The organism is Parafrankia colletiae (genome assembly GCF_001854655.1).
Classification (GTDB): Bacteria; Actinomycetota; Actinomycetes; order Frankiales; family Frankiaceae; genus Parafrankia; species Parafrankia colletiae.
This window is the reverse complement of record NZ_MBLM01000002.1, coordinates 481,686-507,574: the sequence shown is the minus strand read 5'-3', so window position 1 is coordinate 507,574 and position 25,889 is coordinate 481,686. Positions and strand designations below refer to the sequence as shown.

General features: G+C 70.2%; 24 protein-coding genes and 2 pseudogenes. 14 read left to right on the top strand and 12 right to left on the bottom strand.

Annotated features, from left to right (window positions below; translation table 11 throughout):
- Window positions 1–103 precede the first annotated feature (103 nt).
- Window positions 104–424, bottom strand: coding sequence for a hypothetical protein (locus CC117_RS02210; protein WP_198541689.1), 321 nt, complete (start codon window positions 422–424; stop codon window positions 104–106).
- Window positions 425–692: 268 nt separating this feature from the next.
- Window positions 693–1,448: an AfsR/SARP family transcriptional regulator gene (locus tag CC117_RS02205; RefSeq protein ID WP_071082078.1), complete on the bottom strand. Its 756-nt coding sequence runs from the start codon at window positions 1,446–1,448 to the stop codon at window positions 693–695.
- Window positions 1,449–2,050: 602 nt separating this feature from the next.
- Here CC117_RS02205 and CC117_RS02200 point away from each other — a divergent pair.
- The 7 genes from CC117_RS02200 (at window position 2,051) to CC117_RS02170 (ending at window position 8,883) form a co-directional block, all read left to right on the top strand.
- On the top strand, window positions 2,051–2,725 hold the full coding sequence (locus tag CC117_RS02200) for a GNAT family N-acetyltransferase (protein WP_071081990.1): 675 nt from the start codon (window positions 2,051–2,053) through the stop codon (window positions 2,723–2,725).
- Between the two features lie 23 nt (window positions 2,726–2,748).
- Entirely contained in the window at window positions 2,749–4,455 is a 1,707-nt protein-coding gene (locus CC117_RS02195) for a pyridoxal-dependent decarboxylase (protein WP_071081989.1), read from the top strand.
- A gap of 41 nt (window positions 4,456–4,496) precedes the next feature.
- Window positions 4,497–4,766, top strand: a complete 270-nt coding sequence (locus CC117_RS02190; protein ID WP_018635908.1) for a phosphopantetheine-binding protein — start codon at window positions 4,497–4,499, stop codon at window positions 4,764–4,766.
- 467 nt (window positions 4,767–5,233) lie between these two features.
- A complete protein-coding gene (locus CC117_RS33980) occupies window positions 5,234–5,854 on the top strand; it encodes a TIGR03086 family metal-binding protein (protein ID WP_321572573.1) in 621 nt (206 codons plus the stop codon).
- Window positions 5,855–6,025: 171 nt separating this feature from the next.
- Window positions 6,026–6,691, top strand: a complete 666-nt coding sequence (locus tag CC117_RS02180; RefSeq protein ID WP_241829735.1) for a hypothetical protein — start codon at window positions 6,026–6,028, stop codon at window positions 6,689–6,691.
- 72 nt (window positions 6,692–6,763) lie between these two features.
- Window positions 6,764–8,431 carry an apolipoprotein N-acyltransferase gene (lnt, locus tag CC117_RS02175; protein ID WP_071081986.1) on the top strand — a complete coding sequence of 556 codons (1,668 nt, stop codon included), beginning with the start codon at window positions 6,764–6,766 and terminating at the stop codon, window positions 8,429–8,431.
- A gap of 239 nt (window positions 8,432–8,670) precedes the next feature.
- The gene (locus tag CC117_RS02170; RefSeq protein ID WP_071081985.1) at window positions 8,671–8,883 is read left to right on the top strand and encodes a hypothetical protein; all 213 of its coding nucleotides are present in this window, start codon (window positions 8,671–8,673) and stop codon (window positions 8,881–8,883) included.
- 665 nt (window positions 8,884–9,548) lie between these two features.
- Here CC117_RS02170 and CC117_RS02165 read toward each other — a convergent pair.
- The 3 genes from CC117_RS02165 to CC117_RS02155 form a co-directional block, all read right to left on the bottom strand.
- Window positions 9,549–10,676 carry a serine/threonine-protein kinase gene (locus CC117_RS02165; protein WP_241829734.1) on the bottom strand — a complete coding sequence of 376 codons (1,128 nt, stop codon included), beginning with the start codon at window positions 10,674–10,676 and terminating at the stop codon, window positions 9,549–9,551.
- Window positions 10,673–11,017, bottom strand: a complete 345-nt coding sequence (locus tag CC117_RS02160) for a PadR family transcriptional regulator (RefSeq protein ID WP_071081984.1) — start codon at window positions 11,015–11,017, stop codon at window positions 10,673–10,675. Before CC117_RS02160 ends, CC117_RS02165 begins: the two co-directional genes overlap by 4 nt.
- A 107-nt stretch (window positions 11,018–11,124) precedes the next feature.
- Window positions 11,125–12,453 carry a hypothetical protein gene (locus CC117_RS02155; protein WP_071081983.1) on the bottom strand — a complete coding sequence of 443 codons (1,329 nt, stop codon included), beginning with the start codon at window positions 12,451–12,453 and terminating at the stop codon, window positions 11,125–11,127.
- 392 nt (window positions 12,454–12,845) lie between these two features.
- Here CC117_RS02155 and CC117_RS02150 point away from each other — a divergent pair, with 392 nt between their 5' ends.
- Both CC117_RS02150 and CC117_RS02145 read left to right on the top strand, forming a co-directional pair.
- Complete coding sequence (locus CC117_RS02150; protein WP_071082076.1) at window positions 12,846–13,496, top strand: formylglycine-generating enzyme family protein; 651 nt, start codon at window positions 12,846–12,848, stop codon at window positions 13,494–13,496.
- A gap of 65 nt (window positions 13,497–13,561) precedes the next feature.
- Window positions 13,562–13,885: pseudogene (locus CC117_RS02145) on the top strand (response regulator transcription factor); the annotation flags it as partial.
- Window positions 13,886–13,947: 62 nt separating this feature from the next.
- On the opposite strand, the gene CC117_RS02140 reads toward CC117_RS02145, so the two are convergent.
- Window positions 13,948–14,937: a hypothetical protein gene (locus tag CC117_RS02140; RefSeq protein ID WP_131802995.1), complete on the bottom strand. Its 990-nt coding sequence runs from the start codon at window positions 14,935–14,937 to the stop codon at window positions 13,948–13,950.
- A 239-nt stretch (window positions 14,938–15,176) separates the two neighbouring features.
- Here CC117_RS02140 and CC117_RS02135 point away from each other — a divergent pair, with 239 nt between their 5' ends.
- Complete coding sequence (locus tag CC117_RS02135; protein ID WP_131802994.1) at window positions 15,177–15,614, top strand: WapI family immunity protein; 438 nt, start codon at window positions 15,177–15,179, stop codon at window positions 15,612–15,614.
- A gap of 7 nt (window positions 15,615–15,621) precedes the next feature.
- On the opposite strand, the gene CC117_RS02130 is transcribed toward CC117_RS02135, so the two are convergent.
- From CC117_RS02130 to CC117_RS02115, 4 genes are all read right to left on the bottom strand, one after another.
- Entirely contained in the window at window positions 15,622–16,062 is a 441-nt protein-coding gene (locus tag CC117_RS02130) for a VOC family protein (protein ID WP_198541688.1), read from the bottom strand.
- Window positions 16,063–16,226: 164 nt separating this feature from the next.
- Window positions 16,227–16,592 carry a hypothetical protein gene (locus tag CC117_RS02125; RefSeq protein ID WP_071081980.1) on the bottom strand — a complete coding sequence of 122 codons (366 nt, stop codon included), beginning with the start codon at window positions 16,590–16,592 and terminating at the stop codon, window positions 16,227–16,229.
- Window positions 16,593–16,721: 129 nt separating this feature from the next.
- Entirely contained in the window at window positions 16,722–19,763 is a 3,042-nt protein-coding gene (locus CC117_RS02120) for a helix-turn-helix transcriptional regulator (RefSeq protein ID WP_071081979.1), read from the bottom strand.
- Between the two features lie 88 nt (window positions 19,764–19,851).
- Window positions 19,852–20,748, bottom strand: coding sequence for a zinc-binding dehydrogenase (locus CC117_RS02115; protein ID WP_071081978.1), 897 nt, complete (start codon window positions 20,746–20,748; stop codon window positions 19,852–19,854).
- Between the two features lie 101 nt (window positions 20,749–20,849).
- Here CC117_RS02115 and CC117_RS40210 point away from each other — a divergent pair.
- Window positions 20,850–21,241 (top strand): annotated as a pseudogene (locus CC117_RS40210) (winged helix-turn-helix transcriptional regulator).
- Between the two features lie 80 nt (window positions 21,242–21,321).
- Here the strand turns inward: CC117_RS40210 and CC117_RS02105 are convergent.
- Together CC117_RS02105 and CC117_RS02100 are read right to left on the bottom strand one after the other, a co-directional pair.
- On the bottom strand, window positions 21,322–22,374 hold the full coding sequence (locus CC117_RS02105; RefSeq protein WP_071081977.1) for a hypothetical protein: 1,053 nt from the start codon (window positions 22,372–22,374) through the stop codon (window positions 21,322–21,324).
- Entirely contained in the window at window positions 22,371–22,715 is a 345-nt protein-coding gene (locus tag CC117_RS02100; RefSeq protein ID WP_071081976.1) for a PadR family transcriptional regulator, read from the bottom strand. Before CC117_RS02100 ends, CC117_RS02105 begins: the two co-directional genes overlap by 4 nt.
- Before the next feature lie 261 nt (window positions 22,716–22,976).
- On the opposite strand from CC117_RS02100, the gene CC117_RS02095 reads away from it, so the two are divergent.
- The 3 genes from CC117_RS02095 (at window position 22,977) to CC117_RS02085 (ending at window position 25,881) form a co-directional block, all read left to right on the top strand.
- The gene (locus CC117_RS02095) at window positions 22,977–23,864 is read left to right on the top strand and encodes a TIGR03620 family F420-dependent LLM class oxidoreductase (RefSeq protein WP_071082074.1); all 888 of its coding nucleotides are present in this window, start codon (window positions 22,977–22,979) and stop codon (window positions 23,862–23,864) included.
- A gap of 88 nt (window positions 23,865–23,952) precedes the next feature.
- Complete coding sequence (locus tag CC117_RS02090; RefSeq protein WP_071082073.1) at window positions 23,953–24,315, top strand: DUF6204 family protein; 363 nt, start codon at window positions 23,953–23,955, stop codon at window positions 24,313–24,315.
- Between the two features lie 168 nt (window positions 24,316–24,483).
- The gene (locus tag CC117_RS02085; RefSeq protein ID WP_084131268.1) at window positions 24,484–25,881 is read left to right on the top strand and encodes a lamin tail domain-containing protein; all 1,398 of its coding nucleotides are present in this window, start codon (window positions 24,484–24,486) and stop codon (window positions 25,879–25,881) included.
- Window positions 25,882–25,889: the final 8 nt, after the last annotated feature.

The following is a 25,889-nucleotide window of genomic DNA, read 5'->3' as shown; positions in this document are numbered from 1 at the left end:
TGCTGTCTGGCGTTCGTGCGTCGGCGGCAGCGAGCTCCTGAAACCCGAGCCATGCTCCCGCGGACGTCCACGGACAAAGTATGTGGATCTTGCAGTTGGGTAGTCAGCGGGCCCGATGAAGGTCCTCTTCGAGAGTCCCGATGGTGTCGTAGAAGGTCGTGGTAGGCCAGGGAGGTGTCTCGGCGGCGCCTTTCCAGGTCAGATGCACCTGGGCCCAGCGGCCGGGGCCGGAGGCCAACTCGACGACGATGTCGTCCGAGGCGAGAGACCGCGCGATGACCTCGGCCTGTCGACTGTAAAGAGGATGGTCAGCAGCGATCTCCTTACGAAGCTCTCTGGCGATCGTTTCACGCTGTTGACGTCCGGTGGCTCCACCTCCGCGGAGGTCGAGCCAGGGGTCGACAAAGACAGGTCCGTCGCTCACTGGGTCATCGTTGCGTAGCTGTGGCGCGCTGGCTGGCTTCTCTTCGGCGGGGTTGCTGCGGGCGGGACTTGGCCCCGCTTGGGCGTGGCACGACCGCGTAAGTCGACGGACGACCATGGACGTCGGTGGAAGTCGCGACCTGTGCACGCTCGACCCGTCCATCCCCGCTGGCTCGATGACGACGTCGGGCAAGGTCCCGTTGATACCGGGATCAAAGTAGGGGCGCACGTCGTCCCATGCGACATCGGACATCTTCCCGACAGGAGGCTCAGCCCAGCGACGGCGCGTGGTTCAGGATCTCCTCCAAACGGTTCCGGAGCAGCGCGGAGGGCTCCACTCCGAGCTCCCGGGACAACCGCTCACGTACATCGTGGTAGGTCAGGATGGCCTCCGCCTGCCGGCCGCACCGATAGAGCGAGATCATCAGCAGGTCGATGAAACGTTCATGCCACGGGTGCGTGAAACTCATCCGCCGCAGCTCGCCGACGACGTACGCCGGATCCCGGTGCTCGACGCTGAACCGCAGACCGTCCTCGACGGCGGTCAGGTACTCCTCCTCAAGCTGCAGCACGGTGGCGCGGCAGACCGGGCCGGCGGTGATGTTCTGTAACGGAGCCCCCCGCCACAGCCCCAGCGATTCCTGCAGGATGGCGTGAGCCCGCTCGGGGTCGGTGAGGCGCGTGACCCGGGCCCGGGCGACACCGGCGCGGAAGACAGTCAGGTCGAGATCGTCCGTGTCGACGTCGAGCAGGTAGCCGAGCGCGCAGGTGAGCAGCTCGGGAGGCCGCCCTCCGCCGATCTTCCTCAGCGTCCTGCGTAACCGGGAGACGGTGACATGCAGCGAGTTCTCGACGGTCGGCGGTGAATTCTCGCCCCACAGCTCGGCTTGGAGCAGCTTGGCGGGCACCGGACGTCGGCCGCTGACCAGGAGTGTCGCCAGCAGCAGCCGCTGGCGTGCCCCGGGAATCCGGTGTGCCCTGCCATCGACCTCGACCTCCACGGACCCGAGCACCCTGAACTTCACCTCAGGCTTCTCCTGCCGCGCGACATCCTCGAAACGGAAACACCGGCCCCCTGGCGCATCGTCGGCCACTCCGTACCGCTGTCGTCCGCACCGCGCAACACCCGGCCGCCACGTGGTCAGCATAAGACGGTGCGCGCGCACCCATGCCGTATCCCGGAAACCCTTTCCGGGCTTGTTAGTTTCCTCACGGTGCACAAAAAGGTCGAGACGGATCTCCGGATATCTGACCGCCGCCGGGATCCTCTTGTCGGGCTGCCCGGTCGGGTCCGYCCGTCCACTCGTGAACAGGTGGCCGGCTGTCGCCGGAAATTCCGCGCCCCGGAGGCAAAGACGTTCCCTGTGGCCCCCTCCCGGGGAACCTCGCCTGGTATCGGGTGTGGATGGCGCACAACCTTCCGATTTTATTCGCCGCGTGCTTTGCGGTCACCTGTCAGGCTGAGGTCAGGGTTCCGCCAGGGCACGAAAGCATCGTTGGTTCCAGCCGCGGCCCGGGACTTCTTCTCGTGGACGCCGCCGCCCCCGGGCAGCGGCCGGTCGAGGCGTCGCCGGCCAGGCGAACACAGCTCCCGCGCCATGCGGCGCACCCCACCGGAGGAGGCGTGATGACGACATCAATCACCGGAACGAGCCCGGGAGGCGGCCCGACCTCGGCGCGCCAGCGCACTCAGTTCGAGGTGACCGGCACACCGGACCTGGACGCTGTGACCCGGACTCTCACCCTCGCCTTCGCCGCCGATCCGATCCTCGACTGGGCGATCCCGCGCGGGTCCGCCGAGCGTGACCGGTGGCTCGCGGGATTCTTCCGGACCGTCACCGGGATGCTGCTCGACCATCGGGGGCTTGTCGGCTCCACACCGGGTTACTCGGCGCTGACGGTCTGGTCCCCGCCCGGGGAGCCCGCGCTGGACGACGCCGAGCAGGCACGCTTCGACGAGCGCCTGGCCGCGGCCTGCGGACCCCACGGCGATCGGGCGGTGGCCCTGATGCGAGCCCTGGACGAGCACTACCCGACGGACCTGCCGCCGCACTTCCACGTGATGTTCTCCGCGACCCGCCCCGAGCCGGGGGCCAGTGGCAGCGCGGTCCTCCTCGTGCACACGCTGCTGCGGACGGAGCACCTGGGCGGCCACGGGATCTACGCGGAGGCCTCCACCCCGCAGAACCGGGACCTGTGGCAGGGGATGGGCATGCGCCCGATCGGCGATGAGATCACCCTGCCCGACGGCGGCCCGTCCCTCTACCCGCTCTGGCGGGACGCGTCAGCCCCCCGGGCGTGACCTCGTCGGACGGAGGAGCAGACATGACGGGGCCGGCGAGGTCCGTTCCCACCGACATTCCGTTCGGGCCGGCGGACGTCCCCTGGCAGAAGGCGTTCAGCAGCCTGCACACGCTTGGCGGTACACCCACGGTGACGCCCCCGAGCAGCGATCCCCGGGAGACCTACGACGACGTCCCCGGGATTCCCTACGCCGGGTTCCAGCTGCCGGCCTGTGCTCTCACCGAGGAGCAGTACACCGAGGCGGAGTCCCTGCTACGGGCCCACCTGCAGCGGCAGTGCCGGAACTCGGTGGGATTCCAGCTGAACGGCGACCTCGACTACCAGCATCGGCTGGCGCCATACCTGGACCTGCCCGTCAACAACGCGGGTGACCCCTACCGGACGGGTTCGGTCACGCACAACACCAAGATCCTCGAACGGGCGGTCCTCGACTACTTCGCGTCCCTGTGGAACGCCCGCTGGCCGCATCGGGACGATGATCCCGAGTCGTACTGGGGCTACACGCTGACCATGGGCGCGAGCGAAGGGAACCTGTACGCGCTGTGGAACGCACGGGAATACCTGTCCGGAAGCCCGCTGCTGCACCCGACCCCGACCCCGGGCCCGTCCGCCCCGGGAACCGCCCGGAACATGCTGGCCGCCGCCCACCGCGAGCAGGGCTCCGACTCCTTCCATCCGGTCGTCCTCTTCTCCGCGGACACGCACTACTCGGTGACGAAGGCGACCCGGCTGCTGGGCCTCGACACCATGYGGTCTCTCGGCGAGCGGCGTTTTCCCGGTGAGAATCCGCTGGGTCGCGGAACCCCCTGGCCGGCGGCGGTGCCTTCGGCCGGCGGCGCGGACGGGAAAAGGGGCGGCGACGGCGACGGAGACGGCACGATCGACGTCGACCGGCTCGCGGTGATCGTGCGGTTCTTCGCCGCCCGCGGATTCCCCGTCATCGTCAACCTGAACTACGGCTCGGCGTTCAAAGGCGCCTACGACGACGTCGCGTCCGTCGCCCGGATGGTGCACGACATCTGCGCGGAACACGGCCTCGACGAACGCGACGTCGACCACGGCAGGCCCGGCCCCACGGACGTCCGGACCGGCTACTGGCTGCATGTGGACGGTGCTCTTGGCGCCGGGTACGCACCCTACCTGCAGATGGCCCACCAGGCCGGGCTGGTGGCGGCGGCCCCGCCGCTGTTCGACTTCCGGCTTCCGCAGGTCCACTCGATCACGACCAGCGGTCACAAGTGGATGGGTACGCCCTGGCCGTGCGGCGTCTACATGACCCGGACCAGACTGCAGATGCTCCCGCCGGCGGACTCGGAGTACATCGGCTCCGCGGACACCACGTTCGGCGGATCGCGCAACGGTTTCTCACCGCTCGTCATGTGGGACCATCTCGCCCGCCGCTCCTACGACGACCAGATCCGCGCGGCTGTCGAGTGCGACCGCGTCGCCCGCTACGCCCATGACCGGCTGCGGGACCTCCAGGCGGAGTCGGGGCGGGACCTGTGGGTGGCCCGCAGCCCGTTCTCCCTCGCGGTCCGTTTCCGTCGCCCCAGCACCTTGATCGTCACTCGGTACTCGCTGTCGTGCGAGACGACGCGCGTTGCCGGGCTGGTGCGACCGTACGCCCACCTGTACGCCATGCCGCACGTGACCCGGGACCTGATAGACGCGCTGATCCGTGACCTCGCCGCACCCGGGGCCTTTTCACCCGATTCCGTAAACACGTAGTTGTCGCGAAAGAAATCCTTCGCAGAACAGGGAGAACGGCAGTGACACAGGCTGACAGCGAAATCATGCGTCCGGTGACCGAGCTTCTTGGACGGTTCACCGACTCCACGGAGGCGATCGCCTGGGACCAGGACCTCGTTGAGACAGGAGTCCTCGACTCGCTGACCATGGTGGAATTCTTGCAGTTGCTGGAGGAGATCACCGAATCTCCCATCGACCTGACCACCACGAATCGCGAGCATCTCCAGACCCTGAACGGCATCAGTGCGCTGCTCGAGCGGGCGCGTGCCCGGGACCTTCCCGAGCGCTGATCTGACGGCTCCGTTCCGAGCCGGGTCGGCCGGCGCCTGGGTACCCTCGGCCACGTGCCGTGGACGGTGCCCAGGCGCCGGCCGACGCCTCCGGGGCCAGCCCGGCCGGGGTCTGGCCAATGGAGATTGTTTGGAAACAACACAATTGTGTCGTCGACGCTCTTTCGTGACCTGCGTATATGCAGGTCAGGCGCAGTGTTCGCCTTCTGGCGCCTTGCCGGCGGGTGGTCGCACGTTCGATCCCTGCCGCGCCCACGCACCGGCTCCCTGATTGTCGATCTTGAGATCGCCTGCGGCACAGCCGTAACGCCAGCCGGGGGACGACCTCCCGAGCCCCCCGACGGGGCCCTCTGGGGTCGGGCAATCGGACTTTTGTAGCAGCGCGCTCAGCGGCACCCTGCGACCGGTCCCGGTAGATGACAGAGTTTTGGCGCGCTCTTCTGCGGGGCGCGCGGTAGAACATCCATATGCCACTATCTCCTGGGGCGGAGTCCCCAACACAGGGTGCGTCCATGCCTGGCTTCCTATGGTCCGCGCCCGACAGGCTCAGGCAGGCTGTCGACGTCTTCGGCGGACGGTTGGACGCCGCCGACCCGGCGGCGTTGGCGGGTCTGTCCCCGTGTGAGGGGTGGACGGGCGCGGATGTCGTGGCGCATGTTGCGCGTAACCTCCTGGGGTTCTCGGAGGCTCTGCGGGGCGGTGACTACCGCGTTGCGGAAACCCCGGCGGGCCTGGATCCACACCGAGCATGGGTTCTCGCTCGGGACCGAGCTCTGACCGACCTTGCTGCCTTCGAAGCACGAGGGATCCCTGACACGCAGGTGCGGGTTGGACAGGAGATGGTCTCCGTCGAGTTCCTGCTGGTCGCACTCGTGCGGGACGTGACGATCCACGCCTGGGATCTCGCCCGCGCCGTCGGCGGGGACGACCGGCTGCCAGATGATCTGGTGGGGGCTGTGCTCGCGGACATGCCCGCGATCACCGAGCAGATGCGAGCATCGGGACGCTACGGTCACATCATCCCGATGCCGCAGGAAGCCGGGGCGCAGGAGCGCATGCTCGCCCTCGCCGGCCGGGCGATGCGCTGACAGCCGTCGTCAGGGTGGTCAGGTTCCCTTTGCCGGCCGAGGCCTGGCCTGCCAGCCTGGACGGAGGCGAGGGGAGGCGAGGGGAGGCGAGGGAAGATGCTGGATCTACGCCACCGGCTTGGTGACCTTCCCGCCGTTCGGGGCCAGGCGCCATGGCCGGGATATGAGCACGTGAAGGGTTGGGGGGTGTTCGGGCTGCCCTTCGACACCGGCCATGTGCTGGCGCTGCGGGTCTTCCCGGAGAACGATTTCGGTCCCTACCGGACGCTGTGGCACCGCGATCCGGGAGGGCATTGGTCGATCTACGTCGATGGTCCCCGGCTCGACACGGCCTGCCCGCGCTACTACGGCCCTGCGTGTGACCACACTGGCCACGGTCGCCTCGACCTGGAGTGGGTCGGTCCGGCCACGCTCAGGGTGCGCTTGGACTCGCCGGTCCTGGACTGGCGGCTCACCGCGGTGGAGACACCGCTGCTGCGGCTCCTCAACAGTGTCAATGGCACGTTGCCGCTGTCCACGTGGCGATCCACCACAATGCTGCACATCCGGGAACGGCTGGCGAGTGCCCTGGGCATTGGCCGGCTGCACCTGGCCGGCGTCATGCCCAGCGGACACACCGGCATCCTGATGCCACAGCGGATGTATCTCATCGACGACGCGACCGCCACCCTCGACGGCACCGACCTCGGCCGTCCGGCTCGGCTGGGAGAGAACCCGACGATCGGCGACGTCCCGCTTCCAGCCCGCGGCGTCCTTGCGATCGGGCAAGCGGTCTGGGAGATCCGCGACCCGCAGGAGTACGCCCGCACCTGCTCGGAGACATCCACCGCCGCGTGACGACGACCTGGCAACGATGCGCTTCCTGACGTCATCTCTGCACGTCGCCGGACCAGGCAGCACCATCGAGATATGGCCAACGGCACCGGCCGCCCCGTGTCCGTCGGCGGGGCTCCTGACCAGGTAGCCCGCGGCGGCGCGGGCGAGCATGCGTGGCTGGTGCCGACCCGGCGGGCCAGGTGGCGGTACCGGGTGCTGTCCGCGTTGTTCGGGGCGGTGCCCGCGGTGGCGTTCCCCGCGCCGTCGGCGTGGCCGGTCGGTCTCGTCGGACTGGTGCCGGCAACCCTGGTGATCGTGGCAGCTGTCGCCTGGCGGGAGGCTGCGATCCGTGCCTGGTGCAGCGGCACCGGGTTCTTTGTGGCGACCTGTTACTGGCTCGCGCCCACCACCGGTCCGTTTCTCGTCGTCCTCGGCCTGGCTCTCGGCGCCACCTGGATGCCATGGGGCGTCCTGGTCTGGACGGCGCTGCGTCCGCGGCTGCCCCCCCGCCTGCCCGGGGTGTGCCGTCTCGGCTGGGTGCTGGTCGTCCCGTCTGCATGGGTGGTCGGCGAGTTCGTCCGGTCGTGGGAGGGCTTTGGCGGGCCCTGGGCGCTGCTCGGTGCCAGCCAGTGGAATGCCCGACCGGTCCTGCCGCTGGCCGCCGTCGGCGGGACATGGCTCCTGAGCTTCCTGCTCGCCGCCGTCAACCTGCTGGTGGCCGCCGCGGTCATGCCAGGCGCGCGGTCGCCGCGGCGGGGACCGTCCCGGGACTGGCGTCGGGCCGGCCCCGCGTTCGCCGCCGGCCTCCTCGTCACCGCGATGGTGGCATGCGCGGCGGCCATGCCCATCCCGGCCACCACCGGCACGCTCGCTGTCGGCGTCGTCCAGCCAGGCGTCGTCCACGGTGCCGACGCGCGGTTCACCGACGGTGTGGAGGCCACCAGGACCCTGGCCGGCGCCGGAGTCGACCTGGTCGTGTGGGGGGAGAGCAGCGTCGGGTTCGACCTCGTCGATGATCAGGCACGGCTGCGCCAGATCGAGGAGCTGTCCCGCGCGCTCGGTGTCCAGATCCTGGTCAACACCGACGCGCGTCGTGCCGGCGAGGACGCCAGCCCCGACGACGGGGGCGGGGGGATCTACAAGTCGGCGGTACTGGTCGGACCGGACGGCCCGCGGGGGCGGTACGACAAGATGCGGCTGGTGCCCTTCGGGGAGTACATCCCGCTGCGCCCCGTCCTCGGCTGGCTGACCGCAGTGACCGAGGCGGCCGCCGAGAACCGCCGCAGGGGTGACCGGCTCACCGTGCTCGACGCAGGGGAACTGAACGGCAGGACGGTCCGGCTCGGTCCGCTGATCTGCTTCGAGTCGGCCTTCCCGGACATGGCCCGCCATCTGGCAAACGACGGCGCGGATGTGATCGTCGTCCAGTCGGCCACCTCGACATTCCAGGACAGCTGGGCACCCGACCAGCATGCGAGCCTGGCAGCGCTGCGGGCGGTGGAGTCGGGGCGGCCCGTCCTGCACGCCACGCTGACCGGCGTGTCCACCGCCTTCGACACCTCGGGCCGGCAGCTGTTCCGCCTGGGCACGGACGAGCGCGGCGCCTACGTCGTCGACCTGCCGCTGGCCGGTGCGACCAGCACCCTGTACGCCTGCCTCGGTGACTGGGTACCGCTCGGCTCGCTCGCCGTCGTCGCGGCCGTCGCACTCGGTGCCGCGGTGCGGGCGCTCCGCCGGCACCGCCGCGCCACGACGCGGTGATCCGGGGTGGCAGGGCGGCCCGAGCTGCGTGCGGCGCTGGCGAGTCGTGCGGCTGAGGAAACCGTTGGCTTCTGTTGGTTCCGCCCTTGGCCTCGCTCCTCCGGCCCCACACGGCGAGCCCTGGTGGGACGCAGGAACCGAGGGCAGCCGCTGAAGTCGGGAAACCGACAGTGACAGGGCTATCAGCGAAAGATACAGTTTYCGGCGAACCGCCACTCCTTTCCGGGCGGGGGCGTGCCATGGAAGCGATTATCGCCGTACTCGCCATCGTCGGTGTTATCGTCGTCATCTCGTTTCTGATCGAACCTCTGCTGGTCCTCCTCGCGTTTGCCGGTGTGGTCACCCTCGTGGCACTGGCAATCTCCGCCTTGGCCGGGCTGTCCTTCGTGATCTCGGCCATCATCGTGGCCGCCCTGGGAATCGCGGTCTATCTGGGCGGGTGGTTCGACTGATATCCGCCGCATACCCCGCCCCGGCTGGGCAGGGTATGCGGGGCTGGACTCGCGGAGGATGGCGTTGAGCCGGCCTGCGGGCAGCCCGGTCGCCGGGTCACGCGTCCCCGGCCTGATCCGTGACGRCCGTCATCCGGGTGCCCCGGCCGGAACGGAGGCGAGACGGGGTCAGCCGATGTCCGTGGAGGGGCGAGGGTCATCCGCCAGCAGTGCATCTCCGGCGGCCCGTGGCCGCGGATGTGGCGTGCTCATCGGGCCGGCCCACCTGCCCGGCGGCGACATGGTCTCGCCGCCGACTAGGGGGACCGCATTGCTGCGGTCCCCCTCTCTCGGAACCGTGCGTGCCACTCGTCGCGGCACACGGCTCAAGCAGCCCGCGGGGGYGGGTCCCATGCGGTGGTTCGCGCCGTTCATGATGAAGACATTGTGGCGGCGGTCCTCGTCAATATCGGAAAATTCGGGTGGCCGCGAATGCGTCTGATTATCGCTCGATATTCGGAAGGCCCCGTGACGCGAACGGTCGGCCATCACGACCTCGAACTCCGCGGTATGGACGTCACCGAGACGTCGGCCGTCGAGCGGTCCACCGGAAGCCAGAGCGCCCGCGCGAGCGGAGGCGCTCATGGGATCGATTCCGTGATCCCATTGTAGATTCGGTCAGGGCTTTACGGAGCTGGCGGCGGCCCCGGCGGCGTCGACCTCGCGGTGAAGGTGTTCGGCTCGGGCCGGGTCGGCGAGCCGGGGATTTTGTGCGGCAGATCCGAGGTCCGCACGACCTTCAGCCCGGCCGCGCGGAAGAGATCGACGACCGCCGCCAGGGTGATGAGCCCGAAGACGAACGCGAATCCGAGCCCGGTGTAGTTGCTCTCCCAGCCCCAGCGGTCGTAGCGGATGGATTCCGCGATCGGGAGAATCGACCAGATTCCGCCGATGGTGAAGGTCGCCACGATCCAGCCGGGTCGCCGCACGCTGGCCGCGGTTGCCAGGAGAGCCCCGACGGTGACGGCGGCCGGCACGATCATCTCGACGGTGTCGAGCAGTCCGCCGTAGCCACGGTAGGCGTGAAGAGGCCGGTTCCAGGGGGAACCGGGGTAGGTCCGGTGGAACGACGACACGCTGAGAGCTGTCGCACCCGCGAGGAGCAGACCGTGTGTCGCCACGGCGCCGAACAGCTCGCGGCGGGAAGCCGTCGCCGAGTATCCGGCCGCCGCCAGTGCTGCCAACAGGCCCAGCACGACGAGCAGATACAACTGGGGCCGTTCGGCGTCGATCGAAGGGGCGGCCAGCGGCGCCACAAGGATCGCGAGGACCGCGAGGCAGGTGAGCCCCAGCATGGCGCGGGCGACGCGGCGAGCATTCACCGCGGCCGCGACAAAGGCGAGGACCGGCAGGGGATAGAGGGCCGCGCCCACGGTGACGAACGGGCCGAAGGTCAGACCATCCTCGTCCAGCCAGTAACCCCCGTCGGCACCCCCGTCGGCCGGCCACGGTCCGGGCAGCACCTCAGCCACGACGAACAGGGTGCAGGAGAGCGTGGCGACGGAGGCGAACGCCATGGCCGCGACGCGGTTCCGCACCGTCGCGGGCAGCAGGCCGAGTGAGGCGCCGAACCGGGCGGCGAGGCCGTGCGCGAGCAGGTTCGCGGCTTCGCCGGGGCTCGGCCTGGTGCGTCCCTCCGCGTCGGCGACGTCCAGGAGCGTGGCGACGACCTCGTCCGCGTGCTGCTGCCGCCACCCGGGCGGGTAGCACCTCAGCAGACGGCGGTAGACGATCTCGAGCCGCGGGGCCGTCATGCCGGCGCCGTTCCCAGGCGAGCCCGCGCGCGGAGTCGGCGGTCGGCCTCGGCGGCGTTCTGTCGCAGGCGGGCGGCCTGCGCGGCGAGAACCTCGGCGCCGGCGTCGGTGAGGTCGTAGTAGCGCCGGAGTCGCCCGTCGACCACCTCCTCGCCACTCTGGCGCACCAGCCCCTGGCCGGCCAGCCGGCCGAGAGCGGCGTAGAGGGTGCCCGCCCGCAGCGTCACCCGGCCGTCGGAGATGGCCTCGACCTCCCGGATCACCGCGTACCCGTGTTTGGCCCCGTCAGCGAGTGCCGCGAGGACCAGGAAGGTCGGCTCGCGGATGTCCTCAATACCCACTTCATCAGAATATATCGACTATCGATATGTGCTGCCGGTGCCGGTGCCGGTGGCTGGTGGCGCCGGTGCCGGATGACTGATGGCCGTCGGTCGCGGGAGCGGGTGGCTCAGGTGCGGGGGGAGTGCACCCGCTCGGCGGCAAGCAGGCGGGCGGCTTCCACCGGGTAGGCGGCTCGCACGGTGATGCCGGCAGCGCTGGCCATGAGGATCGTGACGATGGCGCTGGTGAACACCTTGCCGCTGAGGGCGTCCCGGGCCCCGAACGCGAGCTCGGTCCGTAGCGCGCCGGACGGAGCGGCGTCCAGTTCCCGGGGGTGCAGCCACAGCCAGGTGCGTAGTGCAATTCCCGGCGACGCCTGATCGGCTTTGGTCGGRAAGTCTGCCGGTTGCAGGGTGCGCCGAGGCTCGGTGYGCTCTGACAAGCCGTCCATGATCGCGATGTCGTCCTGCCAACGCGTGAGCAGGTCGCGGCGCCGGTTCTCCGGCCAGGTGAAGAAGTCGGAAGGGAGCCGTTCGGGATGTCTGGCCAGCTCCGGGTGTGCCTGGAACAGTTCCTCCTTCGGACCCGGTTGGATCTCGTAGATGACCCCGGGGACGTACGATTTCCTGCGCGGACCTGCCGACCCGCGGGTAGTCCCGGGCCGTGGCGCTGGGCGTGTCGGCATCGGCAGGCCGGTGATACGGGAGAACTCTTCGGGAGAGACCGTCGACAGGTCCCGGAATCCGGGGGTGACAGGCCGAGGCTGATCGGTGCCGGTGCTGCGGTTGGTGTCGGTGCTGGTCCGGTAGGAAATTCGACTGGCTCGTACGACACCGGCAGACGCATTCGTGTCGGTGTTCGTGGGACGCATCGACGGCCAGTCGGCTGCATGGCTCGGTCGGTAGCCGCCGGAACCGGCCTCGGTGCCGCCRTCCGCCGTCTCCGAAGGTATGCCCTGCGGGCGGAGGTACTCCGCGGAGTCGAAGACGTCCTCAAGCGGCCAGGTCTGCACGAGATAGGTTTCCGCCCCTGTCTCGTCGGAGAACTGCGGCAGGGCGCGCGCTCGGGCGCCGCCCGCGCGGAGTACGCGAACTCCGTAGCGGAACAGCGGCGGACCGATCAGCAGGCTGCGTACCCCCTGACCGTTGAGCGTCACGAGCCGCAGGATTCCGGTGTCCGACACCAGCCGGAGATCCTCGGCGTAGTCCCATGCGGAGTCTCCTTCGGGTGGGGCGGGCCGCGCGGGTTCGGCGTCCCATGCTTCCAGCCGGACGGTGGGCAGGTGATGGCTTCCGTCGCTGCGCACGTGGATCTGGGTGTGCCGCGCGAGAACGGTGTCCGGGAGCAGGGGTTCCTCGAAGTCGCCGAGGCCGCCGGGGTCGCCGAGACCGACCAGGTGAAAGACGCTGTACTCCACCCTGATATCGGAGTCGAGGGCGCGGATCAGAGTCGCCATGGGCAGAACGAAGTCCTTCGCGATACAGGAACAGATGGATACGGGGACAGATGGTGGTGGGATCGATGAACTCGCAAACAGGCGGCAGAACGGAAACACGGTAGCGTGCTCTCATGGACCGGACATCCGTGACCGTCATCCGACATGCGTTTGCGCAGGTCCAGCAGTCCGGTGGGAGTTCCGTCGACGGAATTGACATTCTGTTGGCGCTCGCGGTCGAGCCCTCCGGGGTTCGCGACGTGCTGGCCGAGCCCGGCGTCACTCCTGAGCGCATCCGCGCCGTTCTCGCCGAGCGTGTCCGGGTGCGGTCCGAGCAGCTCGGATATTTCCCGGATGGGGCACCGACRCAGCGGGGTGACCTGCATCCGTGCAGGTCATATATAGTTCTGTCGATGATCACCATCCCGTCGGGGCGGGTGACGCTGTCGGACCGGCGAACGCAGCGCACGTGGCCGGTCGAGCTCGGGCCGTACCGGCTTGCGGTCTTTCCTGTCACCCAGGCGAAGTACGAGCAGGTCACCGGCCAGCAGCCGAGTGCTGCCCACGGCGATCGACTGCCCGTCGAGGGCGTTTCGTGGTGGGACGCCGTCCGGTTCTGCAACGCCCTGTCGCGACGCGAGCGGCTGGTTCCCGCCTATCGCGTGGATGATGACGGTGAGCACGTCGAGTGGGATCCATCCAGTGGCGGTTACCGGCTGCCGACCGAGGCGGAGTGGGAGCATGCCTGTCGTGCCGGTGCGGCAGGCGCGCGATACGGGCCGCTCGACGAGATCGCCTGGTATCGCGGTAACTCGGACGATCGTATTCACGATGTCGGAGGCCGGAAACCCAATGCCTGGGGCCTTTACGACATGCTCGGAAACGTCTGGGAATGGTGTTGGGACATCTACGATGCCGAGGTCTACGGCGCCTACCGGGTGCTGCGCGGCGGCGGGTGGTGTGACGAGCACTGGAGCTGCCGGGCATCGGTACGGCGTCGCAGCCATCCGACCTTCAGGATCGACGATGTGGGATTCCGTCTCGCTCGTTCCATCGTGAGCTGACTCGTTCCCGTTCCGGCCGGCTGCTGGTGATCATTCGGTGCGCAGCGCTGTCGCGGTGCGGGTCCGCGCCGCCCACCCGGCGGGAGGCAGTCGAGCGCTTCGCCCGCGCCGACCGCGGCACGGCCCTGCATCGTGAGCTGTCCACACTGACCCCACGGGAAGTGGAGGTGCTCCAGCTGCTGGCTAGCGGCCTGAGCAACGCGGAGCTGGCGGTGAGCCTGCGGCTGAGCGAGGCGACCGTCAAGACACACGTCGCACGGATCATGGCCAAGCTCCGGCTCCGGGACCGCGCCCAGGCGGTGGTCGTCGCCTATGAGACCGGACTGGTCACGCCGGGCGGAACGACGGCCGCACGGGACGGCTGGGACGGGCGGGCTACCCAGATCTGATCAGGACCCGACCCGGCAGTCCGCTGGTCGGTAGACGGTTTCGCTGGGCACAGGTCGCGACCTCAGCGCAGGGGAACGTCCACGTGGTCGGCATCGGCGGTACCGGGCTCTCCGTCATTCTCGATGGTGAGGCTGATCGTGCTGTCAGGAACCGTGTCGGGAACGTCACCTTCGGTGATCATGTTGAAGGTGACGGCTCGGTCGGCGAGAATTCTCAGGTCGGAGAACTGAAACCGCTCCCGTTGTGCGGCCGGTTTCAGGGACAGGTTGCACCGGCTGTTACTGTTTTCGGCGTCGCCTAGGGAGCTCCACTCCTCGCGGAACGGATAGGCGCACCTGCTGTCTGAATCGARCACAAACTGTCGCGGAACGTGGATGTCTGCGGCCGTGTAGCTGGTGATGACAGGGACCGGAGCTGGTCGGTCCTTCTGGAGATTGTGTATCTGGAAAACGAAAAGAAGTTTGTGAAAAGAGGGGCGGGCGCTTTCTGCGCCATCGGTCAGCGTGCGCATCATTACCGCCCGCGCCTCGTACGAAAAGCCATTCTCGGTAAACTGCACCCGCCGGGCGTTGTCCAGACTTCCGGCGGCCGCTGTGGCCGAGGGCCGGGGGGTGCTGCTCGTGCCGCTCGCAGGCGGCGAAGCCTCGTGCGAGCGGTTCTCGGTGGGGGTCGGTGCGACCGCGGTCCCGCCTGACTGTCCACCGGACAGGGTGACGACGGCGACTGTCACGATGAGGACCACTGCGAGAACGCAGCCCCCAGCCAACATCGGCCGAGAGAACCGCGGGTAGGCGACCACGCCGGCGATGTTGACAAGTCTGTCGATGCCGTATGTCGAGACGAGGTTGGCCAGGGTGGGTGATGGGGCCGATGTGAGCAGCGCGCGCAATGACTCGACGCCAGCCGTTCGGTCGGCGCCCAGCTGGGCAGTCACCGCGCGCCCCTGCCAGCTTTCAGCCAGAGCTGCGGCAAGCTCCTGCCAAATGCGCCTATCGTCAGGGGTCAGCTTCTGATAGTGCATCTCTGCTCTGATCGCTCCGGTTCCCATCATCCAGGTATCAGCTTGGATTCCAAGAGTAGCGAACCTGACTGTTGCATGCGACCAGTTGAGTACAGTCGGTGGTGGAACCGTCTGGAGTTCGCGGAGTTCGGTGAACAGGTGAGGGTCCTGGCGGCGAGATCGATCAGCTTCACGCGTGCGGAGCGAGGCGACCGCCTGATGGCGTAGGTGCCGCCAGGGCCGCCCTGGCGTGGGCAGCCTGGCATGCTGACAGTGTGCGGACGGAGCACTTGGAGATCATTGTCGGCCGGCGAAGCTCTGATCACGTTCTGATTCGGGTCGTCGGGCGGATGTTCCCGGAGGTCGGGGACTACTGGGACGGCAACTGGCTGACGAGTCCCATCACGGCTCGCCTTCGTGGCTTCACCGCAGACCTTGACGCGGCCCTCCGGGGCGACGAGTTGCGCTCGTTTCGGGAGCAGCTGCAGTGCGTTCACCGGAAGATCTGTGGCCGCGCCGAACTCGTCTCGACGGAGGAGTGGATCGCTCTCAATGTGCTGTGCGAGCGGAACGGGCATCTGACGGTAGGTGGAGAACTCGGCGATGGCTCGGCGACGCGTAACAAGCTCCTGTTTTCGTTACCCGGTCTTGACCAGACCGATCTTCCGCCGTTGATTGATGCCCTTTTGGCTGTTGAACAACGGTTTCCGGTCGTAGGCAGGCTCTGACGGGCCCTCAGTGGGCGGGCGGTGCGGGTTCGTCGGAGGGTCTGACCGGGCGGCCGTAGCCGGGGCGTCCGGTCTGGTCGATGCCGTGGTGTTCCTCGCTGTAGAGGTGGATCTCGATTCCGTCCGGGTCATGGAGCACCAGCAGCCAGCCGACGGTCGCGTCGATGACCGGTGAGTGGGCGACGCCCAGGTCGTCGAGGCGGCGGGTCCACGCCTCGATCGCGGCTCGGTCCTCGACCGCGAGGACCAGCGCGTTKAAGCCGGCGATGGCCGCAGCCGCGGCCGGGTTCTCCCGCAGCGACACGCCGCTCGACCCCAGCCCCGGCAGTGTGCAGGCGACGCCGCGCACCACGTCGTCCTCGTCCGGGAACTCCAGGATCGGTTGCGCGCCGAACACCATCCGGTACCAGGCCAGGCTGCGCGGCAGGTCGCTGACCGGCAGTTTCACGCCCCGTATCCCAGTCGGAACCGAAAGTCCTGCGTGGCCTGCGTGGCCTGCGTGGCCTGCGTGGCCAGCGTGGCCCGGCTTCGTCTTCTCGTTCCGTGGAGGCCGTTGGCCGGGGGAAGCGCCAGCCGAGCCCCCTGTACTCGGCTGGCGCTCAGGTGCGGACGTCATGAGACGGCCGGTACCGGCTGGGGGTGGCGCAGGGCCGGAGCGAGCAGGCCCAGGGCGATCGCGGTGAGGACCAGGAAGACGGCGCTCACGGGCACTGCTGCGTCCGGGGCGTCGTCGACGAAGAACACGGGGATCGCGAGCAGGGCCGAGAGCACCCGCGAGACGACGATCGTGAGGAGGCCGCCTCGGGTACGGCGCCGGACCGTGCCGGCCAGGGTGATCAGGCCGAGGATGCCGCCCGCGAGCAGGACACCGGCGGGCGGGCCGTCGTCGGCGCCGAGCCCGGCCAGGGAGACGACGTCCGCGATACCGAGCAGGACACAGAGCACCAGGCCGGAGGTCTGGGCACGGGAGAGGGACATGGGGTTCCTTCGTGGGTCCGGCGGCGATCTCGGCACCGTCCGGCCGACGTCGCGTGGTCGTCCGGATCTGTCGTCGTCGCCTGGGCTGATCTGTCGTGACGATGATCGGCCGGGACGACCGCCAGGAAATCAGTGCTGGCGCGTAGATTCGGCACGTAGCCCGGCGCGGACCGCCCAGGCGGCCACCTGGGTCCGGTTGGTCAGGCCGAGCTTCGTGAGCAGATTGCGGACGTGTGTCTCCACCGTCCGCTCGGACAGCACCAGCCGATCCGCGATCGCCCGGTTGGCCAGGCCGTCGGCGAGGAGTGCGGCGATCTCACGCTCACGTCGCGTCAGGGTGTTCGCGGCTCCTGGGGACACCCCGCTCAGGTCGTCCACGAGGGCGGTCACCGAGGTGAGCACCGGCGCCATGCCCAGCCGTCGGGCGGACCGCGCGCACTGGTCGGCGAGGAAGAGGGCCCGGGCCCGGTCACCGGGGCCACTTCGCGTGCGCAGCACCCTGGCGTGCGCGAGCCAGGCGCGGGCGAGCTCGCCCGGGGCACCGGCCCGCTGTTCCATCGTGGCTGCCCGGTCGAGGTGCTGATCGGCCAGGTCCTGCTCGTTCAGGGCCACCGCGAGCACGCCGAGGACGCGGGCGACCGTGCCGCGGTAACCCGACGCGGAGCCCAGGTGGTAGCCGTCGTGGGGGAGCAGGGCGCGGTAGCAGCGGCCGGCCGTGTCCTGGTCGCCGAAGTGCGCGGCGAGCTCGCCGGCGCCGGCCACGGTCGGCAGCCACCGGCCGTCGACCGGCAGAGTCTCCAGCGCGGGACGGAGCCGGTCGAACAGCTCGGCCGCCCGGTCCACCTCGCCGGCGTCCAGCAGGTAGAGACCGAAGATCGCGCAGACGACGGGGACCAGGACGCCGAGTGCCCCGGTGCTCAGTTCCGGTTCGTGCGCCGTGAAGCGTCCGGTGTGCCGCAGTGGCTCCTGCAGCAGCGCGTAGGACTGGATGACCGCGGTGAAGTCCTGGGTCCGGCGGGCGGCGGACAGCGCGTCGAGAGCCAGCTCCTCCGCCTGCGCGTACTGGGCGGCGAGCACGGCCCGCGTCGTCCGGGCACGCAGCAGATGCCACTGGGCGAGCGGCCAGCCGAGGCGGCCCACCACCCGCTCCAGAGCGAGGATCTCGTCGTCGACGACGGCCACCGCGCCGAGCTGGAACGCGGCGTCGATCCGCCACACACCACCCCACAGGGCCGCGTCGGGCCGCGCAGCGGTCGATCCGGTGGTCGGCCCGGTGGTCGGCCCGCTCCCGAGTTCCCGCAGCCGGGCACCGAGCCGGAGGCGTTCGTGGACGCCGTCCGGGCCGGTCACCAGGCGTTCCCGGGCGTGCAGCGCGTCGACGAGCGCCGAGGAGTCGGCGCTGCGCTCGGCGTGGGCCAGTGCCCGACGGCTCAGGGTGTCGGCCGCGTCCGCGCCGCCGATCTCTGTCAGCGCGACGGCCTGGCGGGCCAGCACCTGTGCGTACGGCCCGTCCACGCCGCCTGCCGGGATCCCGGCAGGCGGCGTGGTCTCCGCCGCTGGGCTCCGGTCGGCAGCGGAGGCCCCGTCGGCGCAGGTGCTCCCGTCGGCGGCAGGGAACCCTTCGAGGAGCGCCCGCGCCCGCTCGCACAACGCGATGATCTCCTCGTTCGCCGCCGGGCTCTCGATGCCGCGCACGACCAGGGCGGCGCGTACCGCCAGATCAGCCCGCCCCAGGCGCGCCGCGAGCGCGCCGACCCGCACGCACTGTGCGATCGCCTCGGTCACCTGGCCGTTCTGATAGCCGGCCTCCGCAAGGTCCAGCAGCAGGACGGCGCGGTCAGCGGGGTCGATCGCAACGTCGTCGATCAGCTCCAGAGCGCGGCGGGTCCAGCGGGTCGCCGCGGCGAAGTCCAGCGCGGAGGTCGCGACGGCGGATGCCTCCCGGCACGCCACCACCGCGGCGGCACGGCTGGTCGCGTCGACTGCCGCGCGCACCCGGTGCCGCGCGATGTCGCCAGCCCGGCGGTCACCGGCGGGCTGCGTCTGCAGGACGTCGGCGATCCGGCGGTGCCAGGAGACCCGGTCTGCGCGGGGCAGCTCCTCGTAGCAGGCGTCCTGGATGAGCGCGTGGGTGAAGCGCAGCCGATCCGGCGCGTCCGGCTGGTCCTCGAGAATCCCGGCGGACACCGCCTCACCGAGCAGGTCCGTCAGATCCGCCTCACCGTCCGGCGTCGCCCCAGCCGGCGTCGCCCCAGCCGACGGTGCGTGCCCGTCAGCCGGCTCCGCGCGGTCCACCCGCACCGCAGCGGCCGTGAGCACACCGACGTCGATCTCGTCGCCGAGCGCGCTGGCCCCGCCGAGAAACCGACGGCAGGCCGGGGACAGCCGTCCGAGCCGCTGCGCCGCCAGCCGGCGGATCTCGACCGGCACCACCAGCCCGGGTCCCTCCGCCGGGCCCGCGAGCCGCGTCTCGTGAGCCAGCACCCGGACGAGCTCTCGGACCAGCAGCGGGATGCCGCCGGTCTGCCGGTGCACGAGCGGCGGCCAGGAGGCGTGAACGGCGGTCGGGCCCGCGCCCACGGCAGCCAGGTGGTCGGCGATGTCGGACTCGGAGAGCGGGCCGAGGGGGACGACGTGTGGCTGGAGGCCGGCGAGGGCGGCTGTCACCTCCCGGGTGGCGCCGGCCAGGAACAGACGCGAGCCGTCCAGTTCGGCGCACAGGTGCCGCAACAGCCGCAGCGAACCGTCGTCGGCCCACTGCAGGTCGTCGAGAGCGATGACCAGGCCCGCCGGTTCGGCAGCGGCGAGCAGCGCCCGGACGGTGCGGTCGAGGGCGAGGAAACGGGCCGTCTCCGGCGGGCCGTCTCCCAGGTCGAGCAGTCGCGGGGAGAGCGGCACCAGGCCAGGCCGGGAGCCCTGTTCGAGCATCCGCAGCCACGGCCAGAAAGGCGGAACACCATCGTCCTGGACCGCTCGGCCGGTGAGTACCGGTATCCCGGCGTGCTCGGCGTCGAGACGCATCCGCGCCAGCAGCGCGGTCTTCCCGATCCCGGCCTCGCCGGTCACCAGCGCGAACGCGCCCGTGGCCCCATCCCCGCCCAGGGTCGCGGCCAGGCGAAGGCGATCCAGCTCGGCCCGCTCGCGGCGACGGCCGACCAGCCGGGAACTCACCGGGTAATTGTGCCGCGTGTCGACCCGGGCTGACGTCGACCCGGCCGAACAGGGCGCCCGCGCGACGCAGTGACGGTTGTCCGTCGGGTCAGGGCACCAGCAGCCACCGGCCGCGCTGGCCGCCGCCGGCGACCTTGTCGTACGCCGTCATGGCCTCGGCCAGCGGTACCCGGCCGGCCACCCTCAGCTCCAGGGTGCCGTCGGCGGCGAGGGCAAGCAGTCCGGTGAGCTGGGGGGCGTCGGGTCGCACGTTCACGATGGCGATCTCGATGCCCCGCTCGGTCGTTGCGGGAGACGCCGAGGTCACGCCGACGAACGTCCCGCCGTCGCGGAGCGCGGGAAGGGCCTGGGCCTGCAGGACGGCGCCGTCGACGACGGCGTCGAAAGACGGGCCGGGCAGGTCGGTGACGAGTGCGCGGGCGCCCGCTCTGCGGACGAAATCGCGGTCGGACTCGCGGGCCAGGCCGGTGACGCTCCAGCCGGCGTGGGCGGCCAGCGCGACGGCGTAGCCGCCTACGGCGCCGGCAGCGCCGGTGACCAGCAGGGTCCGTCCGTCGGCGGGGCCGAGACGGTCCACCATCTGCGCCGCGGTCAGGGCGTTGACAGGGAGGGACGCCGCGTCGACCGGGTCGAGGCCGTCCGGCAGGAGCGCGGCGGCGGCCGCCGACACGATGGTCTCCTCCGCATGCGCGCGGACGGGTGCGGTGACGTCGTCGTGTACGGCGGCGACCGGGTCGCCGACGGAGAAGCCGGTGGTCTCGGCGCCGGTGCCGACAACGACGCCGGTGAGGGAGAACCCGAGGCCGACGGTGCCGCTCAGGCCGAAGATCGCCCGGGCGGGTCCGCCGGCGTAGAGGGTGTCGATGGGGTCGACCGAGGCCGCCGTGACGCGGACCCGCAGGTCGCCGGGTCCCAGCGGGGGCAGCGTCACCTCCTCGAGGGCCGGGGCGGAGGAGTCGGGCCTGGAGACGAGCGCGAGTGTCATGAGGGATTCCCTTCCGATGGTTCGACAGCACCACCATCGGTGACCTACTCTCTATTGGGAAGTAGGCACTTCACAGTGGGGTAGGAACCCGGAGGTAAGTCATGAACGTGGCCTCTGCTGACACGTCGACACCGCGGTTCGACGTCTTCGCCGCGTCCTGCCCCAGCCGGCGGTTGCTCGACACCATCGGCGACAAGTGGGCCAGCCTGGTGATCGTGGCACTGGGGCTGGAGGGCCGGATGCGCTACACCGAGCTCTCCGCCCGGATCGCGGGGTGAGCCAGAAGATGCTGACCCAGACCCTGCGCGGCCTCGAACGGGACGGGCTGCTCACCCGCACGGTGACCCCGACGGTGCCCGTCCGCGTCGACTACGAGCTCACCCCGCTCGGTTACTCACTTCTGGACACGATGCGCCACCTCAAGGAATGGGCCGAGGCACACATGTCCGAGGTCGACGCGGCACGGGCGGAGTACGACCGGAATCGTGGTTGACAGCGGATGTCGCGACGATGATGCGAAACGGGGTGGGGTTGTCGCCGGCGGAGCCGTGTTCGCGGCTTCGCCCGCGCGTGCTACTCGGGTTCGGCGGCCTCGCGACCGGCTGATGACAGGCCCGGGTTCCGCACGATTCTCAGGTCCGCGGCGCGAAACAGGTCGACGGCGGCGGCCAGGGCGATGAGGCCGAAGGTGAACACGAATCCGAGGATGGAGTAGTTGTCGTACCCCCATCCCCAGCGGGGGTAGCGGATCGACGCCGCCACGGGTATCACTGACCACGACCCGCCGACCACGAAGGTCGCCACGATCCAGCCGGGGCGCCGCACACTGGCCGCGGTCGCGACGGCGGCACCGACGACGACGACGGCCGGCACGATCGACCCGACCGCGGAGAGAAGTCCGTAGGGGCCGCGGTAGGCGACGAGCGGCAGGTTCCAGCCGGCACCAGGGTAGGGCTGGCGGTAGTACACGACACCGTAGACGGCCGCGCCGGCCAGCAGCAGGCCGAACAGCGCCGTGGCTGCGAACAGGTCGCGGCGGGGGACCGCCGGTGGCATGCCGACCGCCGCCATCCCCGCCAGCAGACCCAACGTCACGAGCAGGTACAACATGGGCCGTTCGGCGTCGCTCCACGCCGCGGCCGGCAGCAGGGCACACACCGCGAGGCAGGTGAGCCCCAACAGTGCTCGGGTAGTGCGCCGGGCGCCGACCGCGGCGGCGACGAAGGCGAGGACCGGCAGTGGGTAGAGGGCCGCGCCGAGGGTGACGAACGGGCCGAAGGTCAGCCCGGAGCGGTCCGGTACGTAGCCTCCGACCGCGGAGAACGGCACAGGCAGTACCTCCGCCACGATGAACAAGCTCAACGACAGAGTCGCCACCGAGGCGAGGGCCAGGACTGCGACACGGTGCCACACCACGGCGGGTACCAGACCGCGGGTGGCGCCGAGTCGGGCGGCGAGGCCGTGGGCAACCAGGTTCGCGACCTCACCGGCGCTCGGTCTGGTCCGTCCGCCGGCATCCGCGACGTCCAGCAGGGTGGCGACGATCTCGTCCTCGTGCTCCTGCCGCCACCTGGGCGGATAGCACGTCAACAGCCGGCGGTAGACAGCCTCCAGGCGCGCGGTCACGCCGGTGCCGTTCCCAGCCGAGCCCGGGCGCGTAGCCGGCGGTCGGCCTCGGCGACGTTCTGCCGCAGGCGGGTGGTCTGCGCGGCAAGCACCTCGGCGCCCGCGTCGGTGAGGTCGTAGTAGCGCCGGAGCCGCCCGTCGACCACCTCCTCGCCGCTCTGGTGTACCAACCCGCCCTCGGCGAGTCGGCCGAGGGCGGCGTAGAGGGTTCCCGCCCGCAGTGTCACCCGACCTGCGGAGATGCTTTCGACTTCCTTGATCAACGCGTAGCCGTGCTTCGCCCCGTCGGTGAGCGCCGCGAGGACCAGGAAGGTCGGCTCACGGATCTCCTCGATGCTCATATCGACAGAGTATACCGTTGATCTTAGTGTTGGATGGCGGTCGCTGCCACTGACGGGTCGGACATCCTTCTCGCGCTTGTGGTCGAGCCGTTGCTTTCCCGGGGACGAGGCGAACACTCGGTGCCGGGTGCGCGCGGAGGAGGGCATCGACCTTCGTGCGCTTCTCGTCGAGGTGACGGGGACGGGGGGCGGGGGACGGGGCGAGCTGACCCCGGCCGGGTGACGGGGAACACGGCCGGACGGGCCGCGGTTGTGCGGAGCGTGGTGACTCTTGGACCCCTGGGAATCGCGGCTTCCGGGCTTGTGGCGGACCGTCCTGACGCCGAGATCGCTCTCGCGCGGGAGGCGGAGGCGGCCGGCTACTCCACGGTGTGGCTGGCGGGCGGCCAGGGCAACAACCTGCCCGTCATCGACCGGGTGGTGCGGGCGACGGAGCGGATCCAGGTGGCCAGCGGCATCCTCTCGGTGGATGTGGTGCCGGCAGGCGAGGTGGCGCGTACTTTCGCCGGGCTGGAGAGGGCGTTCCCCGGTCGGTTCGTCGTGGGTCTCGGCGGCRCGCACGGGCCCCGACCGCTGCGGACCCTGAACGCCTACCTCGACATCCTCGACAGTCCGGACGGACCCGACAGCTCCGGTGGCACCGCCGAACGGCATGACGGTGAACTCCGGGGTGTGCCCGCCTCGGCGCGGGTTCTCGCCGCGCTCGGCCCGAACCTCCTCGCGCTCGCCCGCGACCGGGCGTCCGGCGCCTACCCCTACCTGGTCACCCCGGACTATGTCGCACAGGCACGGGGGGCGCTCGGAACGGGACCGGCGCTGGCGGTGCTGCTGCCGATCATTGCCGAGACCGACCCCGCGACCGCGCGGGCGACGGCCGCCGACAGCGTGCGGTTCTTCGGCACCATTCCCGGCTACCGGCGCAACTTCCTCCGGATGGGTTTCACAGAGCCGGAGATCGACGGCCTCGCACCGAGGTTTCTCGACGCGATGACCGTGTGGGGGGATTTCGACTCGATTGCAGCCCGTCTCCGCGAGTATCACACCGCCGGCGCCGACCAGGTTGTCCTGCGTTTCACCGGCGATGCAGGGAAGGATGCGGGCGTGGGGAGCGGGTTGCTGCAGCGCTTCGCCGAGGCTCTGCTGCCCTGACGCGCCGGCCGTGCCTCTCGGCTCAGGCGTTCGCTGACCGCCCGAAACTCCATGGACGTGGGCGCGTCGGGATGGTTCCGTGGGTCCGGTGAGTGCCCGAACCTTCCGCGTCATCGTCCGTGGTGCCTTCGCCGATCTCACGGCGGAGCAGCGTGCCGGGCTGGCGGCGCACGCCGCGGAGCATGAACCGCTGCGTGCCGCCTTCACCCCCGACGGCACCCTCACCTACGAGATCGACGCCCGGCCGTTCTTCACCTTCCGGTTCGAGATCGCCGCCGACACCGACACCGAAGCGGCCGCGGTCGCAGCGCGGGGTGAGACCCGCGCGCTGGCCTGGCTGGATGAGCGTGGCTACCGCCACAAGCACCTGATGAGCCGCGCCGACGAGGTCCCGCAGACGCCGCCCGGCGCCCGGGCTCGCCGCGAGCAGCGCCGCAACCAGCGGGCCTGACAGGCCCGACCCTGACGGGCCGACCCTGGGTCACCGCGACGCGTGGTCATCCAGACTGCGGGTCGTGTTGGCCGCGGGTTAAGACTCCGGCCCGCGGGGCGCGAGAGGCTCGGCAGTGAGCACAGTGTGCTTTCTCCTGCCGGTTGACCCGCGAGAAGGAGTGGCTGCGTGTCCGGATCCTCCCGTGGAAGAACGCGACTGGCCATCGCTGTCTTCCTGGCTTTTGTCTCACTCGGCCTGTCTGTCCTGCCGGCCTCGGCGGACGGTCCGGCCAGCATCCGGATCAACGAGGTCGAGTCGAGCGGGGGTTCGCCCGGTGACTGGGTGGAGCTCGTGAACACCGGCGGGACGTCGGTGAGTGTTTCCGGCTGGGTCGTGAAGGACAACGACGACTCGCATGCTTTCACGGTCGCGTCGGGAACGTCGCTCGCGCCCGGCGGCCGGGTGGTCCTCGACGTCGACCCGGAGTTCGGCCTCGGCAGTTCGGATTCGGTGCGTCTGTACCAGGCCGGCGGCACGTCGCTGGTGGACTCCTACTCCTGGACGTCGCACGCGTCGACGACCTACGGGCGTTGCCCGGATGGCACCGGAGCCTTCGCCACGACGACGACGCCGACCCGCGGAGCGGCGAACTCCTGCCCGGTGCCCGTCACCGCCTGGCCCGGTGATTCCGCCGTGGCCGTCGCGGACGGCACGAACGTGTTCGGAACCAACCTCAGTGGGCTGTCCTTCCAGAGCTCCACTGTTCTCTGGGCGGTGAAGAACGGCGCCGGGCGCCTCTACCGTCTCGTCCCGAGTGGCACGAACTGGGCTCCGGACACGACCGGCGGCTGGGCGAGCGGGAAGACCCTGCGTTATGCGAACGGGTCCGGCGACCCTGACGCGGAAGGCGTCGTYATCACCCCGGACGGCGCGCTGGTCGCCACCGAGCGCAACAACAGCAGCGGCAGCACCAGCCTGCTGAAGGTGCTCCGCTACGACATCGCCTCCACGGCGACCTCGCTGAACGCGACCGCGGAGTGGAACCTCACCGCCGATCTGCCCGCGGTGGCGGCCAACAGCGGGCTCGAGGCCATCTCGTGGATCCCGGACTCCTACCTCACCGCGCACGGCTTCCACGACGAGCATGCCGGCGCCGCCTACACCCCGGCCGCGTACCCGGGCCACGGCAGCGGCCTGTACTTCGTCGGACTGGAGGCCAACGGCACCGTCTACGCCTACGCGCTCGACCAGGCCGGCGGCGGCTACACCCGGATCGCCACGATCACCAGCGGTCTCGCGGGCGTCATGGACCTGGAGTTCGAGCCGGCGACCGGCCACCTGTGGGCGGCCTGCGACGACACCTGCCAGGGCCGCACCGCGACGCTGGACGTCAACGCCCAGGGCCGGTTCGCCGCCACCGCGGTGTACGCGCGTCCCACGGGCATGTCGAACTACAACAACGAGGGATTCGCCATCGCGCCGGCGGAGACCTGCTCGGCGGGACGCAAGCCGGTTGTCTGGTCCGATGACAGCAACGACGCCAGCCACGCGCTGCGGCGGGGCGCCGTCACCTGCTCAGGCTGACCGCCAGG